The sequence below is a fragment of the Clostridiales bacterium genome (assembly GCA_014799665.1).
Lineage (GTDB): Bacteria > Bacillota > Clostridia > Christensenellales > Pumilibacteraceae > Anaerocaecibacter.
Genome location: JAAVHP010000025.1, coordinates 61,867 through 78,173, shown reverse-complemented (window position 1 = coordinate 78,173; position 16,307 = coordinate 61,867). Strand labels below are relative to the sequence as shown.

The window sequence follows — 16,307 nt, the reverse complement described above, 5'->3', positions numbered from 1 at the left end:
TCACTCTCATTGTTACAACCGACACAATAAAGCACACCGGTCAAAGCCAAACAAATGGCAATAAGAATGCACGCGATCTTTTTCATACTATATCCTCCGAAATATATTCGATTTCTATATAATAATTATCTTATTACCATGCACTAATAATAACTTACGCTTCCGTCTTATCCAAAAGATACAACAAAAACTACAACGCGGCGATATATTCGTCGTATGTCACGGGACGGTCGTACGCCTTAACGCCGTTCTCGATACAGATAATACGGTTAGCGACGGACGACATTATCTCCTCGTCGGCGGTTATGAACAGTATAGGCGCTTTAAAATTGATCATGCCCTTGTTAAGCGAAGTAATGCTTTCGAGATCGAGATGGTTGGTCGGCTCGTCGAAAATGAGAAAGTTCGGCGATAACAGCATCATGCGCGCAAGCATACACCGCGCCTTCTCGCCGCCCGAAAGAACATTAGCAGCTTTAAGCGCCTCGTCGCCCGAGAACAAAAGCCGACCGAGCCACGACCGCAGGTACTCCTGCTCGTGGTTCTCCGACCACTGGTCTATCCACTTAACGAGCGAAAGATTGCACCCGTCGAAGAACTTATCGTAGTTCTGCGGCATATAGGCGGGCTTGACGTTCTTGCCCCAGATCACCCGCCCGCTGTCGGGCTTGCCGTCGCCGAAAATACAATCAAACAGTTCAGCTACCGCGCGGCTGTTATCTGTAAGGAAGCCGATCTTGTCGTCGCGCGAAACGTTGAACGATACGTTCTCGAAAAAGCCTTTCTTTGTAAGCTTTTCAACACGCAGAATATCATTGCCGGGATCGCGCTCGAACTTGTAATCGATATACGGGTACTTGCGCGAGCTGGGCTTAATGTCCTGTATCTCGATCTTATCAAGCTCGCGCTTACGCGAGGTCGCCTGCTTGGACTTACTCGCGTTAGCCGAGAACCGCGCTATGAACTCGCGCAGCTCCTTGATACGCGCTTCCGCTTTCTTGTTCGCCTCGCGCTGCTGGCGCAGAATGAGCTGTGACGACTCGTACCAGAAATCGTAGTTGCCTACGAACATATTGATAGCCGAATAATCGACGTCACAAATATGCGTGCAGACCTGGTTAAGGAAGTGACGGTTGTGCGACACGATAAGCACGGTCGCCTGCTCCATGCCCTTAATGTATTCCTGCAACCACCGCACGGTTTTAATATCGAGGTTGTTCGTCGGCTCGTCGAGAAGAAGTATATCGGGCTTGCCGAACAAGCACTGCGCTATCAAGATCTTGACCTTGACCTTCGGCTCGATTTCGCGCATGGGCGTGTCGAACAAGCCTTGGTCAATCCCGATGCTGTTAAGAAGCGTTTCGGCGTCGATCTCGCAGTCGTACCCGCCGAGCTCGCCGTACTTGGTTTCGAGCTCCGCAGCGATATTGCCGTCCTCCTCGGTGAAGTCGGCTTTGCTGTATAACGCTTCGCGCTTGGCGCGGATCTCGCTAAGCTCTTTGTGCCCGCAAATGACCGCTTCGCGCACGGTGTAATCGTCGTACGCGTTCTGGTTCTGTTCAAGCACCGACATACGCTCGCCCTTGCCTATGGTTATCTCGCCCTTGCTCGGTTCGAGCTTGCCCGACAAAAGCTTTAAGAACGTGGACTTGCCCGCGCCGTTCGCGCCGATTATGCCGTAGCAGTTCCCGCTCGCAAACTTAATGCTCACGTTCTCGAACAGCACGCGCGTGCCGAATTGAAGTTTTACGTTAGATACGTTGATCATTATTAATCTCTCTGAAAATCTTTATTGCTTGGGTTAAAACGAAAAACGGACGAATTTCTCGCCCGTTTTATCTTAATATATTTGGGCACCGCAACTGCCGTAAGGCAATTTTTATCGCAGTCGCGGCGCAGACGAGCAACAGTTGGTGAGGCGGCGACGGGAGTGTACATAGACGTACATGACCAAGCCGCCGAGCCAAGCGTAGCGCGTATCCGCCGATGAATGCGGTAAAAATTATTCGCCTTTGAACGGAAGCAAATCCATTACCCTTGCGCGCTTGATAGCGGTCGTAACGTCGCGCTGATGCTCGGCGCAAAGACCGGTCGCACGGCGGGGAAGGATCTTGCCGTTCTCGGCAGTGTACTTTTTAAGACGCTCTACGTCCTTGTAGTCGACGCGCTCGATATGGCCTTGGCAGTATTCGCAAACGCGTTTCTTGGCGGGACGGCGGTTGCGGCGAACCTTGTCGTCGCCGTCGTTGGGCTTAACTTTGCTTCTATTTTTATCCATGATGGAAAAACTCCTTAATTGATTTTTTTGTTACCGTATGGCTTATACAGTATGGGAAATTGTTATAACGGTGGAGGCGCGCAAAAGAGAAGGAAGTCCGAGCGTCGACCGACGGGAGTGTAGACCTACCTACATGACCGAGGGCGACGCTACGGCTGACGCACTATTTTGCGATGCATCCGCCGTTAGAACGGAAGATCGTCGTTGTCGACGGGTTGCATATCCGATATAGGATGCGGTTCTTCGGGCTGATACCCGCCCTGCGAGCCTTCACGTCCGAACGACGAATTTTTGGGAGTGAGGAACTCTACCTCATCGGCTACGACGTCGAACGACGTGCGCTTGATGCCGTCGCGGTCCTCGTACTGGCGGCGCTGAACCGAGCCGCAGATACCGACCTTGCTACCCTTAAACAGGTACTTGGCGCAACGCTCCGCGAGCTGACGCCAGCAAATAACGTCGAAATAATCGGCAACGCGCTCGCCCTGTGCATTGGTGAACGGGCGGTTGACCGCGATATTGAACCGAGTGAAATTAACTCCGCCCTGCGTGCTGCTGCTCTCAGGATCGCGCGTAAGATTACCTATCAAAATAATTTTATTCATTGCTCTAATACTCCTTAAATATCGATCAATAGCTTATATTATATTACACCTTTTCGATCATGAACCGAAGCACGCCGTCGCTGATGCGCATTTGACGCTCGATTTCCGCGGGGATCTCGGGCGGCGCGGTGAACTTCATGAGAATGTAGTAGCCGGTCGTATGCTTGCCGGAAATCTTGGTCTGAATGGGATATTCGAGCTTACGGCTGCCGCCGCCCCATTCCTCAGCCGTAACTTCGCCGTACGGCTCGACTATCGCTTTGAAACGATCTACTAACGCCTTTTTGGCGTCGGCGTCCTGCTTGTCGGACAGGATATAAAGCAATTCGTAATTATTCATATACCCTCCTTGCGGTCTATGACCCGATTTAACGGGTAAGGATTGCGACCATAAAAAATATTTAGCCGCAATGTAGATTATAACATACCCTTATTTTTTTTGCAAGCATTTATCATACTTCTTTGAAAAGAAGTATGCAAGAAACTTTTAGTGTCGGGTATTTACTTTGGGTGATTTATTGTTTGTTACACCCGAGTAATTTCATTTCGTTATTTATTTCCAAACGCCGCTTATTATCTTTACCTTAATTTTTAATTAAAAACGTATAGTCTATTACTTCGTGATAGGGTTTATCGGGCGTACAGATACCACAATCTTCGGGGCAATCGTTTACGCCGTTAGGGTGGTACTGGCACTCGAAGCACGCCGATTTATACCCGCCGAAATTATCGCCGAACAACACAACGCACGGATAGGTAGTGCGCACATCCAGCCGTATCCCGCTTAGCGTGGACGACAGCGCGCAAGCCAATTTATCGAGCCCACGCTCTTTCAAAAAGAACGGATGGTCGTAGCCGAACGTGTAACGCTGTACACTCTCGTCGTGAACGTAATCGCCCAATTTACGAGGCGTTGTAAAGTCGAATTGTTCTGGACAGTCGATTTTCCTTTGCACGATAAGCCGTTCGTTGAGCTCGCCCACTTTATCCGCGTTTATGTACACGGTTTGCTCGGTTATAGGTTGCCGCCTGTCGCCAGACATATCCCAGCCGACGTGATTAGTCATATTTAAAAGCAATTTACTGTCGGGCATTCCGTCGAAGAAAATACTGAACCGCTTTTCGTTCTCGTACACGCGGTACGTGATTTTTATATCGACCGCGCCGAAGAAGCCGCCCTCGCCGTCCGGGCTGAAATACCCGAAAACAGCGTCGGCATAGTCCTTGTTCGAACTAACCTTCAGATCGAAAATCTTCGTTCCGAAACTCGTACTGCCAGAATGAAGATTGTCCACGCCTTTATTGTTCTTTTCGAGCCGTGCCACTCGCCCGTCAATAACGAACTCGGCGTTCTCGATACGCCCCGCGGTGCGCCCTACCGTAAGACCGTTATTACCCTTGCCGTAACCACCGTCGGGCAGTCTTGTAAGTTCGCGACGAACGCCGTCCTTATCGGCAAGCTTAACGCTCATTATCCCCGCACCGAGCGCACACAGCGTTATTTCCAAACCGACCTTATTTGCGAGCGTAACCGTTTTGGCTTCTTCAAACGCCCCGTACGATATTTTCATTTTTTACCGTATCCCTTGGGATTCATGGTCTGCCACTTCCACAGCGACGCGCACATATCATCTATTCCAAGCTTGGCTTCCCAGCCGAGCTCGAGCTTAGCCTTGCTCGCGTCGGCATAGCACGCCGCTATATCGCCCGCGCGGCGGGGTTTTATAGCGTATGCGAGCTCATGCCCGCACGCCTTTTCAAACGCATGAATAACGTCGAACACGCTGTAACCTATGCCCGTACCGAGGTTGTAGGTATACACGCCCGCGGCGGTCGTTTTCTCGATAGCCGCAACGTGTCCGCGCGCCAGGTCGACAACGTGAATATAGTCGCGCACGCCCGTACCGTCGGGAGTGTCGTAGTCGTTGCCGAACACGCCGATTTCTTTAAGCTCGCCGATAGCGACCTTGGAAACGTACGGCGTAAGGTTATTGGGTATACCCCTGGGATCCTCGCCGATAAGCCCGCTCTCGTGCGCACCTACGGGGTTGAAGTATCGAAGCAAAACCACCGTCCAGTCTTTATCGGAGGCGTAAACGTCTTGGAGCATGATTTCTTGAAAATACTTGCTCGTGCCGTACGGATTGGTCGTACCGCCGACCGCGCAATTCTCGTCCAGCGGCAAATGCTCGGGCGTACCGTACACAGTCGCCGACGACGAGAACACAATTTTCTTGCAGCCCGCTTTACGCATTTTATCGAGAAGGGTAAGCGTGCCGACGAGGTTATTGTCGTAGTATTCGATAGGTTTTTCGCACGACTCGCCAACCGCCTTCAAGCCCGCGAAATGAATAACGCTGTCGATCTTGTTGTCCTTGAAAATCTTGTCGAGAACCTTGCCGTCGCGGATATCGCCGTCGTACAGCTTGATCTTTTTACTCGTTATGCGCTCGACGCGCTTTACGCTCTCCGCCGACGAGTTGCAGAAATTATCGATAATAACAACTTCGTGCCCGGCATTCAAAAGCTCGACGCACGTATGCGAGCCTATATAGCCCGCGCCGCCCGTTACTAAAATCGTCATGTTTTATTCCTCCCGAAAATTGCGAATATTCTTTACTTAATAAAGTATTATCGGCGCTCCCAGCAAAAATACCCGCCAACTCATCAGCAGGTATAATTAATATCGATTATTTCTTGTTAAGCACCAAGACTTTAGTCGGCAGGTTCTCGTCGAAGTCGTAACGGTCGAGTTCGAGCTCGTCGATATCCTCTTGTATTTCCTCGTCGTCGAACAGTCTGAGGAAGGGATCGACCTTGTCGATATCTATTTCGCAGTGCTTGATTTTATAGTGCATGGGAATGACGATAGACGGCATGAGTCTATCCACGTACTCCTTGGCAAGCTCGGCGTCGATCGTGTAATTGCCGCCGACGGGAATCATCAATACGTCGACGGGCAACAGCCGCTCGATAAGCTCGGGGCTGCACGGCTCGCCGATATCGCCCATGTGACAAATATTAACGCCGTCCATGCCGATCTTGTAAATTATATTCTCGCCGCGCTCTTTGCCGTCGTTGTCGTCATGGTACGACTGAACGCCCGTAATATGCACGCGCCCTTCGTACTCGAACGTTCCGGCATCCCTGAACGCCTGTTTATAGTTCTTAACGCCCTCGATGTAATTATGATCGGCGTGACCGTGCGACATACACACGATATCCGCGGCGTGCTCGCTCATCGAGTACCCGACCATTTTCTTATCGAACGGATCGGTTATAAGGGTAATCCCCGTGCTCTCGGTCAAGAGGAATGACGAATGCCCCAACCATTTGATTTTCATGACTGACTGATTTCTCCTACTAAACTACTTAGAAACTTTTTCGACTTCCATAATTATCGAACGTTCGAGTTCTCCCGCCGCTTCCGACGCGAGAATATATTTAAGAATGATATGCAGCTTGTCGTACATACGCTCCACCGTGCGCTCCAACGTTTTAACGGCAAACCTCACCGCACCGTACGGCGTGGCGAGAACGGTAGAGGTCTGAGCCTCGCAAAGCTCGATAGTATACGACATATCGCCCTCCGTCACTATGCGCGTGACGGCGACGGAATGCTCGATAGTAAATTTATCCCGCAGTAAATTAAACTCGACGGTAAACCCGTCGTCGCGCTCCGTAATAAAGCCCTCGCCTTTTACGGGTTCGAGGTCGGACGAAACGGTAACTTTTATCGGTGTTTTACTTGGGGGGTAGTTATCCATGTCTATAATTTTACACTAAAAATATAACGGTGTCAAGCGATTAGTTTAATTAGTAGTTTCTAATTACTTTCTGAGTATCATGGCACGAATATCGTTCACCTCGGTCTTGACCTTGTTATCGGTCGCGACGAGCGAAGCGACTTTATCACGCGCGTGCATAACGGTGGTGTGCTCCCTGCCGCCGAAATACTCGCCGATCGCGGTGAGCGGAATATTCATGAACTCGTTTATAAGGTAGATAGCGACCTGTCTGGGAACGACTACTTCTTTATTCTTGCGCTTACCCACTACGTCCGCCTTATGCACACCGTAGTATTTGCAGGTGCAGTCTATGATCTCGTCGACGGTTATATCGTCGCATTCCTGCACGCGGTAGTCTTTGAGCGCTTCCTTGCAAATATCCAAATCGACCTTGCGCTCGTACAGCTTGGATAGGAATATAACCTTGGTGAGCACTCCTTCCATTTCGCGCACGTTGCTCGTAACGTGTTCGGCTATGTACGAAAGCTCCGCCATGTCGATATTCTTTTTGGCTTTTTGCGATTTCTTTTGAAGAATGGCTATACGCGTTTCGAGGTCGGGCGGCTGAACGTCCACAACCATGCTCGACGCGAACCTCGACCGAACGCGCCCGTCGAGGTCGGGAATTTCCTGCGGAGTGCGGTCTGACGCAAACACCATTTGCTTGCCCGCCGCCTTTAAGTGCTCGAATATGTTAAACAGCTCCTCTTGCGTCGCCTGACCTTTATGCAGGAATTGCACGTCGTCCATCATGAGCAAATCCACGTTGCGGTACTTGTCGCGGAACGCGCGGTTATTCACCCCGCCCGAAGTACGCAACGACGCGACGAATTCGTTGATAAACGTATTGGAAGAAACGTACAGCATTTTGAAATGCGGTTTGGTCAATCTCAAATCGTTGCCGATGGCTTGCATGATATGCGTTTTGCCCAAACCCACGTCGCCGTAAATAAACAACGGGTTGAACACCTCGCCGGGGTTTTCGGCAATAGCGAGCGCGGCTTCGTACGCCACGCGATTGCACTTGCCGACGACAAAATCGGCAAAGTTATACTTAGGGTCGAGTATGCACCTGTCGGGCTCGGGCTCTTGCATATCCTCGCTCGGCTTGACGGCGGGATGCTCCTTGCCGCGCGCTTCCTCGAACTCGCTTTTGGAAATTACGGTAACGGTAGACGGCGCGTCCTCGATATCTCGAATAACGCTTTTAAGTAGCGGCATATACCGCGAAATGACGTCCATCTTCGCGCCCTCGGTCGGAGCGGCAAGCACGAGCGCGTCGTCATCCGCTTTAACGGGCTGTAATTGTTTGAGGAACACGTCGAAGCTCAACGAGCTGACCTCGATTTCGAGCTTGGGCAGCATTTCCTTCCAAATATCGTCTATATCTTTCATCGTAACACCTTATAGATTAGTATACAACTTTTTGTCGATAAAAGCAAGCGGATATATTAATTAGGATTTACGCATTTCCACCGACACTTTATAAACCTCACTCTTTGCGATATGACGGTCGGCAGCGACCTTTTTAACGGCGTCCTTCATATCCATGCCGCCGTCAACGTAGCGCATGATGTGTTCTTCTATGCTAAGTTCCGAATAGTCAGGTGCCTTCGCGCCTTCCACAACTACCACAAACTCGCCCTTTTCCACTATCTCGGGTTCTTCGCCGAGCGTAAAGCGGGTAACCGTTTCGAACATTTTGGTCATCTCGCGGCAAACGGCGACACGCCGCGCACCAAAGGTCTCATACAAGAATTTTAGGTCTTTCTTTATATCGTGTACCGCACTGTAAAATATCAGCGTGCTCGGCAAACTCTTATACGGCTCGACGTACCGCGCGCGGTCGCTCGCCTTTTCGGGCAAGAACCCGAGGAGCGTAAAAGCGCGAGTATCCAGCCCCGACAAAACGAGCGCGTCTATCCCTGCGCACGCGCCGCTTACCACCGTAAAATCAACGCCGTTCTCGATAGCCGCGTCTATAAGGATATGCCCGGGGTCCGACACCGTCGGCGTGCCCGCGTCAGACACCACCGCGATATTCTTGCCGCATTTGAGCATTTCTATCAGCTCGCCCGCCGACGCGCGTTCGTTGAACTTGTGATACGCCACCGTGCGCGTAGTAATGCCGTACTTGTTCAAAAGTATGGCGGTGTGCCGCGTGTCCTCTGCGGCTATCAACTCGACGGTCTTTAAAACCTCTATCGCGCGAAAGGTTATTTCGTCGAGATTTCCTATTGGGGTTGCTACAAAGTATAACATTATTACTCCAAGATATTAACAGTTAAACCATCCTTGCCGCCACGCACTGCTCTCAGCAAAAAGGTCTTGCAGTTCTTGTTTATTACGAGTTCCTTGGGCGTTAAGCCGTACTCGCGGTAGACCGACAGCACCTCGTCCATGCGCGTGGCCGTGTGTACCATACACAGCGATCCGCCCACCTTTAAAACGTATTTCGCGGCGCGGACTATATCGCCGAGCGCGACTGTCAGCTCGCTATTGGCGTTTGGCGCTACCTTGCTCGGGCGCGACTCCGCTTTATAGAACGGCGGATTGCAAACGACTACGTCGTACGCAGCGGGCGCGAGAATATCCTCTATGCGTTTAACGTCAGCGTTATAAAACGCAACACCGTTAAGACCGTTAAACCTTGCCGAGCGTACGCTCATATCGTAAAGCGCGTCGTCCAATTCTACACCGTCTACCGTGCAGCCTTTTTCGATCGAAAGAAGTATGCCGATTATCCCGCTGCCTGAACACATATCGACTACTCGACTTTTCTCGGTCGCATACCGTGCAGCAAACTTGGCTAAGTCCACCGCGTCGCTACCGAACCGATAACCGTTTTCGCTCTGGATAATATAATGCTTATCGTCGAGCGGTTCGAGCCTTTCGCCGTCGTTAAGCTTGACTTCGTACTCCACGCTCACCACCTCTGCTTGACGACCGCTTTATTAACTGTGTTTTCGGTAAGCTTGACGCTATCGGCTATTTGATAGCCCACAACAACCAGCACTTCGTCGCCGCGGCAAATGAGCGGGATGCGGTCGCGCACGCGCTTTTCTATTTTGTTATCTATAAAGTAGCGATTGAGCTTTTTCCTTACGCCGCCAAACGGCGTGAAGTAATCGCCGTCGCGCCTGAACCGAAATACCGCGCCGTCGAGTTTATCCAAATCGACCGCGCCGCCCTTTACGTTAATATCTTCCGCGTTCGACTCGATATCCACGGCGAGCCCGTCGATATAATTGCCGCCTACCTCGATCGGGATAGACTGCTCGCACTCCGCGCGGAGGATATACAGCGCAACGCCCGCGTACTCGCGCGCCGCGCGTATGCCGCCCGTAAGCTCTATGACAGCACCCGTGCGTGAACCGTAAAGCGCGGCAGTCCGTTCGATTTGCTCGCGCGTGATATCGACGGTGGTGAAATACGCAAGCGCGTGACGAATATACCGCGCGGCAAGCGGACCGCCGAGCGCGGCGTTCTTAACTATAACCGCCCCGCGGTCGCGGACTATAAGCGAGCGATCGAGCATACCGTCGAGCGCGGAGCACGCCGCGGCGCAGTCCTTGGCGAATGCGTTTACCGCGCGCACCGCGCCCGAATACCGCTGCTCGATAAGCGGAATAACGTTGAGCCGAATAAAATTTCTGTCCGCGTCGTCCACGAAATTGGTCGAGTCCACTACGTATTCCAGCTTGTTTTCCTTAACGTATTCGTCGAGCTCGTTCGGGTAGACTTCTATGAACGGGCGGATCGTTTTTATATTTTTTAACGTATGCGCATATGTGCTATTAATGGTATTCAAGGGTTTTACCGCGTCGTTTGCCATGCCGCGCAAGCCGTCAATCCCCGCGCCACGGAACAAATGCATGAGCACAGTTTCCGCATTATCGAGCGCGTGGTGTGCGGTCAGAACGATATCGGCTACGCCCGAGCTCACGAGCTCGTAAAAGACTGCGTATCGTAGGTTTCGCGCCGCCTGCTCGATCGTAGAGCCGTTTTTCGCAGCGGTTTGCTTTACATTCACGCGAAACGCTCTGAAATCGACGGCGTATTCGGCGCAAAGTCTGCGCACGAAATTCTCGTCTCTATCCGCTTCTTTTCTCAGACAATGATTGACATGAACTACAGTAATCTGCTTCTTCTCTAACAGTCCGCAATTTATAACAGCGTGCAAAAGACATACCGAGTCGCGCCCGCCCGATACGCCTATCGCGAGTTTTTTATCGGCGTAGCGTTCAAGCGCCGCCGTTGTTTTTTGCAGTACGTTGTTCACGAAAGTAGTATACCGTATTTTTTTTATTCTGTCAACTTACTTCCTTTTGAATAAAAAAACCTACTTCTTTGAAAAGAAGTAGGCAAGAAACCTTTACGTTTTTGCTTATAAATAATTGTACTATACTATCCTATCCGGTATATCACTTAGCCGTGACGGTACCGTCCGAACAGCGTATGGTCAAGACTTGTCTGTATCCCAACCAACTATATCTTTTATCGACATTTTCCCAATCGGACTTCGACCCGCCGTAATGAATATCCGACAACTTATCGCAACTCGAAAATGCGGAGCCACCTATGGAAAACAAGCACTCGAATTCGGCATAGGCCAATTTAGAGCAACTGCTAAACGCGCCGGTCTGCAAATCGGTACCGCTGTTTTTGAACTGTACGGAGGTAAAGTCGGCATACTTAAACGCCGAAATTCCGACATCCACGTACCCGCCCATAACGGTAAGCGAGGTCGCCTCACAACCTTCAAACGCCTCTGCCCCTATTTCGACGCGCTCTCCCGATATAGTGAGTTCACCCACGCCGTTGCAGTACGCAAAAGCATTTTCTTCCAAAACCAACTCGTCTGCGTTGATTTTTATATCGTACTCGCCTTCCATAAACGAAAACGCAAATTTGTCTATATACGTAACGTTAGTCGGAATAACCACGTCGGAGGTAAGCCCCGTAACAGAGGAGAACGCCGCATAACCTATATCGGTCACCGATGTCGGAATTTTTATAGATTTCACAATCATTCTATTGAACGCATACTTTTTAATGCTCGTTACGGTATTGGGAATCTCGAGATTGTATACGCGCTGACTGTTAATATTGAGATATGCATTCATAGTCAAAGGGTTGGCAAAATCGCCGCTGAAATCGATATCGCACCAGTCGGCTAGGGAACCACTGTAACTCACGTTACCCAAATTCTTACAACCCGAAAACGCGTATTTGGCGGATACTTTGGTTTGAGCGTGAATAGTAACCGAAGTTATAGCCGTGTTTTCCGCTTCGATAACGGCAAAATACGCGTTGTCGGCAGTGCCTAAGTATTTTGCGTTGCCGTAATCGGTAAACTGCAATTTTTCACAACCGATAAAAGCGTCTTCTTGTATATCGGTTATAGTATCGGGCAAGGTTATTTTCGTTATTTTATAGCAGTCTTCGAACGCTTTTGCGCCGATTGAAGTTACGGGCTTTTCTTCATACTCGTCGGGAATGACGATTACGGTATCCTTCGCCGTACCTATGCCGATAACCTTATAACCTACGACGCGGTCGTTCTCTTTTATTTTTTCGTACTCGATTCCTTCGGTCGCAATCGGCTTTTGTACTTCGGTCGTCGATCCGCCGTTAACGTTGTTATTATTATCGTTATTATTTTCGCTATTACCTATGCTCGTATCGGTAGAGCCGCCCGCGGGCGGTCCGTCGTTCCTATCGGATGAATTACAACCTATAAAGCACCCGCACAATGCGGTCGCCGATAACAAGGTTACGAGCGCAAGTTTAAGCTTGTTTTTCATTTTATCCCCTTTCCTGTAAAACTTTTTTGTAACTATCTAATTATTTATATTATATTATTAAATATTATGTTTGTCAAGTTTTTTCGTTTTTTATTCCGGTAACGAAAAAGCCATATCGAGAGTAATAGCCCGATACGGCTTTTATTATTAACTTAAAGTTTTCTTTGCTACTTTCTTGTTCACAAGAAAGTAGACAAAACTCTCCTACACAGCTTCGCTGTCGTCGGGATCGGCGGTATACTCGCCTGCCTTAGGCGCACGCTCTACGGGGTAGATATTGCGATAGCTCTTAACGCCCGTACCGGCAGGAATGAGCTTACCGATAATAACGTTCTCTTTAAGACCAATAAGCGGATCGACCTTGCTCTTGATAGCGGCTTCGGTCAATACCCTCGCCGTTTCCTGGAAGGACGCCGCCGACAGGAAGCTGTCGGTCGCAAGCGCGGCTTTGGTAATACCCAAAAGCGTATGCTTGGCGCTGCCCGGTCTGCCGTAGTTCTCAATCGCCTTGGTGTTCGCCTCGTCGAAGGTCGCAAGATCGACCATTTCGCCCGGCAAAAGATCGGTGTCGCCACTGCTCTCTACGCGTACCTTTTTGAGCATTTGACGAACGATAACCTCTACGTGCTTATCGCTGATATCAACGCCCTGCGAACGGTAAACGGACTGGATCTCTTTAAGGATATATTCCTGTACGTCGTTGCGGCCCTTGGTGCGAAGTATATCGCCGGGGTTAAGCGGACCTTCGGTGATCGCGTCGCCCGTCTTAATATACGCGCCGTTGGTTATATACGGCTTGAACCGTGCGCCGTGCGGTATGGAGTAGCTGTCCTCCGTACCGTCGTCGCGCTTGACGATAACGTCGCGCTTGCCGTCCTTCTCGACGATACGCACCTTGCCCTCGTGTTCGGCAAGCACCGCACAGCCCTTGGGGTTACGCGCTTCGAAAAGCTCCTCTACGCGCGGAAGACCGGTCGTAATATCGTCAGCCGATGCAACACCGCCCATGTGGAATGTACGGAGCGTAAGCTGTGTACCGGGCTCGCCTATACTCTGTGCGGCGATGATACCTACCGCCTCGCCGATCCTGACGGGCGTGGCTGCCGCCATGTCTCTGCCGTAGCACTTGGCGCAAACGCCGTGCTTGGACTTGCAGGTAAGCACCGTTCTAATCTTGACGTGCGTAATGCCGCACTCGACGATCTTTTTAGCGACCTGCTCGCTTATCATCTCGTTGACGTCGACGAGCACTTCTTTGGTGTTCTTGGGATTGACGACGCGCTCGGCTGCGTACCTGCCCGAGAGCCGATCTTCGAGCTTTTCTATCGTTTGGTTGCCGTCCATAATCGCGTAGGTATCGATACCCTTAGGCGCACTGCCTTCGCAGCAATCGTCCTCGCGCACGATAACGTCCTGCGCAACGTCGACAAGACGACGGGTAAGATAACCCGAGTCAGCCGTTTTAAGCGCGGTATCGGCAAGACCTTTACGACCGCCGTGCGTCGAAATGAAGTATTCGAGACAGGTCATGCCTTCACGGAACGAGCTGCGGATAGGCACGTCGAGCGTTTTACCTTGCGGGTTACGCATAAGACCGCGCATACCCGAAAGCTGCGAGATCTGCTTCATGTTACCACGCGCACCCGAGGTCGCCATCATGTTGATGGGGTTGTACGCGTCGAGCGTGCGTTGAAGCGCCGCCGTGACCTGATCGTTCGCCTTGTTCCAGATATTAACGACCGAGTTATAACGCTCGTCCTCGGTGACGAAGCCGCGGTCGTAGAGCTTGTCGATCTTGACGACTTCTTCTTCGGCGTCGTCGAGGATCTTGAATTTTTCCTGAGGGATATGCATATCGAAGACGGAGGTCGTAATGCAGCCGATGGTCGCATACTTGTAGCCCATGTCTTTGATAGCGTCGAGAACGCCGACCGTAATGCCTGCGCCCTTCTTCTTGAACGTGGTATTGACAATACTCTTGATATTGTCCTTACTCACGCAGAAGTTGATTTCCGGCTCAAACAGTTTGGCATAGCTGTCGCGAACGACGTAGCCGAGATCTTGCGGGATAGGCTCGTTGAATATAAGCCTGCCGACCGTGGTCGTGACCGTATGACGGTAGGTGCCGTCGACGGGAACGACGTTCTTAGGGATCTCCACGCCGCTGTTCTCGACGAACTCGGCGGAGCGCTCGATACGCACGTTGATCTTCGATTGAAGCTCGATGCGCTTGTTGAAGTACGCCATCTTCGCTTCGTCAACGCCGGAGAAGGTCATGCCTTCGCCCTTGGAGCCGGGCTTATCCATGGTAAGATAGTAGCTACCCATAACCATATCAAGCGTCGGCGAGCAAACGGGCGCGCCGTCCGAAAGTTTAAGAATGTTATTGGGCGACAGCATGAGTACGCGCGCTTCGACCTGTGCTTCGACCGAAAGCGGTACGTGTATAGCCATTTGGTCGCCGTCGAAGTCGGCGTTGAACGCGCCGCAAGCGAGCGGGTGGAGCTTGATTGCCCTGCCGTCTACGAGTACGGGCTCGAATGCCTGAATACCAAGCCTGTGGAGCGTAGGTGCACGGTTAAGAAGAACGGGGTGGTCCTTGATGACCTTTTCGAGAACGTTCCATACGTCCGCGTCGGCACGCTCGGCAATGCGCTTAGCCGTTTTGGCGTTGTGCGTTTTACCCTGCGCGACGAGTTCTTTGATAACGAACGGTTTGAACAGTTCGAGCGCCATTTCCTTAGGCACACCGCACTGATAGAATTTGAGTTCGGGACCGACGACTATAACCGAACGGCCGGAGTAGTCAACGCGCTTACCCAAAAGGTTTTGACGGAAGCGACCCTGCTTACCACGGAGCAAGCCCGAAAGGCTTTTAAGCTCGCGGCTGGACGCGCCCTGTATCGCCTTGCCGCGCCTACCGTTATCGATAAGGCTGTCGACGGCTTCTTGGAGCATACGTTTTTCGTTCCTGATAATGATATCGGGAGCGCCGAGCTCCATGAGCCTACGAAGGCGGTTATTGCGGTTGATTACCCTGCGGTAAAGGTCGTTAAGGTCGCTCGTTGCGAACCTGCCGCCGTCGAGCGGAACCATGGGACGAAGCTCGGGCGGAAGCACGGGCAGTACGTCGAGTACCATCCAGCTCGGTTCTGCGCCCGATTTCATGAACGCGTCGAGAATGTCGAGCCGTTTGATCGCGCGGAGCTTTTTCTGCCCCGCCGATTTCTCGACGATCTCGCACATTTTTTCGTATTCTTCCTTGACATTGATGTCTTTAAGGAGCTGACGGATAGCTTCCGCGCCCATACCGACCTTGAACGCCTTGGGTCCGTACTGTTCCTGGTACTGACGAAGCTTGTCGTCGGTTATGATCTCTTTGTATTGAAGATCGGTGATACCGGGATCGAGTACGATATAATTGACGAAATAAACTACCTGCTCGAGCTGTTTGAGTTGGAGGTCGAGAATAAGACCTATCCTGCTCGGCACGCCGCGGAAATACCAGATATGCGTGACGGGCGCGGCAAGCTCAATATGCCCCATGCGCTCACGGCGAACCTTGCTCGTGGTAACTTCCACACCGCACTTGTCACAGATAACACCTTTATAGCGGATACGCTTATACTTACCGCAGTAGCATTCCCAGTCCTTGGTCGGTCCGAAGATACGCTCGGAGAACAAGCCGTCCTTTTCGGGCTTTTGCGTGCGATAATTGATGGTTTCGGGTTTTGTGACCTCGCCGTACGACCACTCACGAATTTTATCGGGGCTGGCGAGCTGAATTTGCATTGAATCGAAATTATTAAGTTCGAACATATCGCGTCTT

At 51.2% G+C, this 16,307-nt stretch carries 14 protein-coding genes; all 14 read right to left on the bottom strand.

Annotated features, from left to right (window positions below; genetic code table 11):
* Positions 1-190: 190 nt before the first annotated feature.
* Positions 191-1,768: an ATP-binding cassette domain-containing protein gene (locus HDT28_08045; GenBank protein ID MBD5132518.1), complete on the bottom strand. Its 1,578-nt coding sequence runs from the start codon at positions 1,766-1,768 to the stop codon at positions 191-193.
* 234 nt (positions 1,769-2,002) lie between these two features.
* The gene (locus HDT28_08040; protein MBD5132517.1) at positions 2,003-2,278 is read right to left on the bottom strand and encodes a 30S ribosomal protein S18; all 276 of its coding nucleotides are present in this window, start codon (positions 2,276-2,278) and stop codon (positions 2,003-2,005) included.
* Between the two features lie 185 nt (positions 2,279-2,463).
* Positions 2,464-2,883, bottom strand: a complete 420-nt coding sequence (locus HDT28_08035) for a single-stranded DNA-binding protein (GenBank protein ID MBD5132516.1) — start codon at positions 2,881-2,883, stop codon at positions 2,464-2,466.
* 43 nt (positions 2,884-2,926) lie between these two features.
* Positions 2,927-3,223 carry a 30S ribosomal protein S6 gene (rpsF, locus tag HDT28_08030; protein MBD5132515.1) on the bottom strand — a complete coding sequence of 99 codons (297 nt, stop codon included), beginning with the start codon at positions 3,221-3,223 and terminating at the stop codon, positions 2,927-2,929.
* Positions 3,224-3,467: 244 nt separating this feature from the next.
* Positions 3,468-4,454: a hypothetical protein gene (locus HDT28_08025; GenBank protein MBD5132514.1), complete on the bottom strand. Its 987-nt coding sequence runs from the start codon at positions 4,452-4,454 to the stop codon at positions 3,468-3,470.
* Positions 4,451-5,467, bottom strand: coding sequence for a UDP-glucose 4-epimerase GalE (galE, locus tag HDT28_08020; protein ID MBD5132513.1), 1,017 nt, complete (start codon positions 5,465-5,467; stop codon positions 4,451-4,453). The genes HDT28_08025 and galE overlap by 4 nt, the downstream gene beginning before the upstream one ends.
* Positions 5,468-5,573: 106 nt before the next feature.
* Positions 5,574-6,227 carry an MBL fold metallo-hydrolase gene (locus HDT28_08015; protein MBD5132512.1) on the bottom strand — a complete coding sequence of 218 codons (654 nt, stop codon included), beginning with the start codon at positions 6,225-6,227 and terminating at the stop codon, positions 5,574-5,576.
* Between the two features lie 24 nt (positions 6,228-6,251).
* The gene (locus HDT28_08010; GenBank protein ID MBD5132511.1) at positions 6,252-6,650 is read right to left on the bottom strand and encodes a hypothetical protein; all 399 of its coding nucleotides are present in this window, start codon (positions 6,648-6,650) and stop codon (positions 6,252-6,254) included.
* A 63-nt stretch (positions 6,651-6,713) separates the two neighbouring features.
* Positions 6,714-8,066 carry a chromosomal replication initiator protein DnaA gene (gene dnaA / locus HDT28_08005; protein ID MBD5132510.1) on the bottom strand — a complete coding sequence of 451 codons (1,353 nt, stop codon included), beginning with the start codon at positions 8,064-8,066 and terminating at the stop codon, positions 6,714-6,716.
* A gap of 60 nt (positions 8,067-8,126) precedes the next feature.
* Positions 8,127-8,933: a 16S rRNA (cytidine(1402)-2'-O)-methyltransferase gene (gene rsmI, locus HDT28_08000; GenBank protein ID MBD5132509.1), complete on the bottom strand. Its 807-nt coding sequence runs from the start codon at positions 8,931-8,933 to the stop codon at positions 8,127-8,129.
* Between the two features lie 2 nt (positions 8,934-8,935).
* Complete coding sequence (locus HDT28_07995; protein ID MBD5132508.1) at positions 8,936-9,595, bottom strand: methyltransferase; 660 nt, start codon at positions 9,593-9,595, stop codon at positions 8,936-8,938.
* 2 nt (positions 9,596-9,597) lie between these two features.
* Positions 9,598-10,953 carry a tRNA lysidine(34) synthetase TilS gene (tilS, locus tag HDT28_07990; GenBank protein MBD5132507.1) on the bottom strand — a complete coding sequence of 452 codons (1,356 nt, stop codon included), beginning with the start codon at positions 10,951-10,953 and terminating at the stop codon, positions 9,598-9,600.
* A 142-nt stretch (positions 10,954-11,095) separates the two neighbouring features.
* A complete protein-coding gene (locus tag HDT28_07985; GenBank protein ID MBD5132506.1) occupies positions 11,096-12,478 on the bottom strand; it encodes a leucine-rich repeat protein in 1,383 nt (460 codons plus the stop codon).
* Between the two features lie 204 nt (positions 12,479-12,682).
* Positions 12,683-16,297 carry a DNA-directed RNA polymerase subunit beta' gene (rpoC, locus tag HDT28_07980; GenBank protein ID MBD5132505.1) on the bottom strand — a complete coding sequence of 1,205 codons (3,615 nt, stop codon included), beginning with the start codon at positions 16,295-16,297 and terminating at the stop codon, positions 12,683-12,685.
* Positions 16,298-16,307 lie beyond the last annotated feature (10 nt).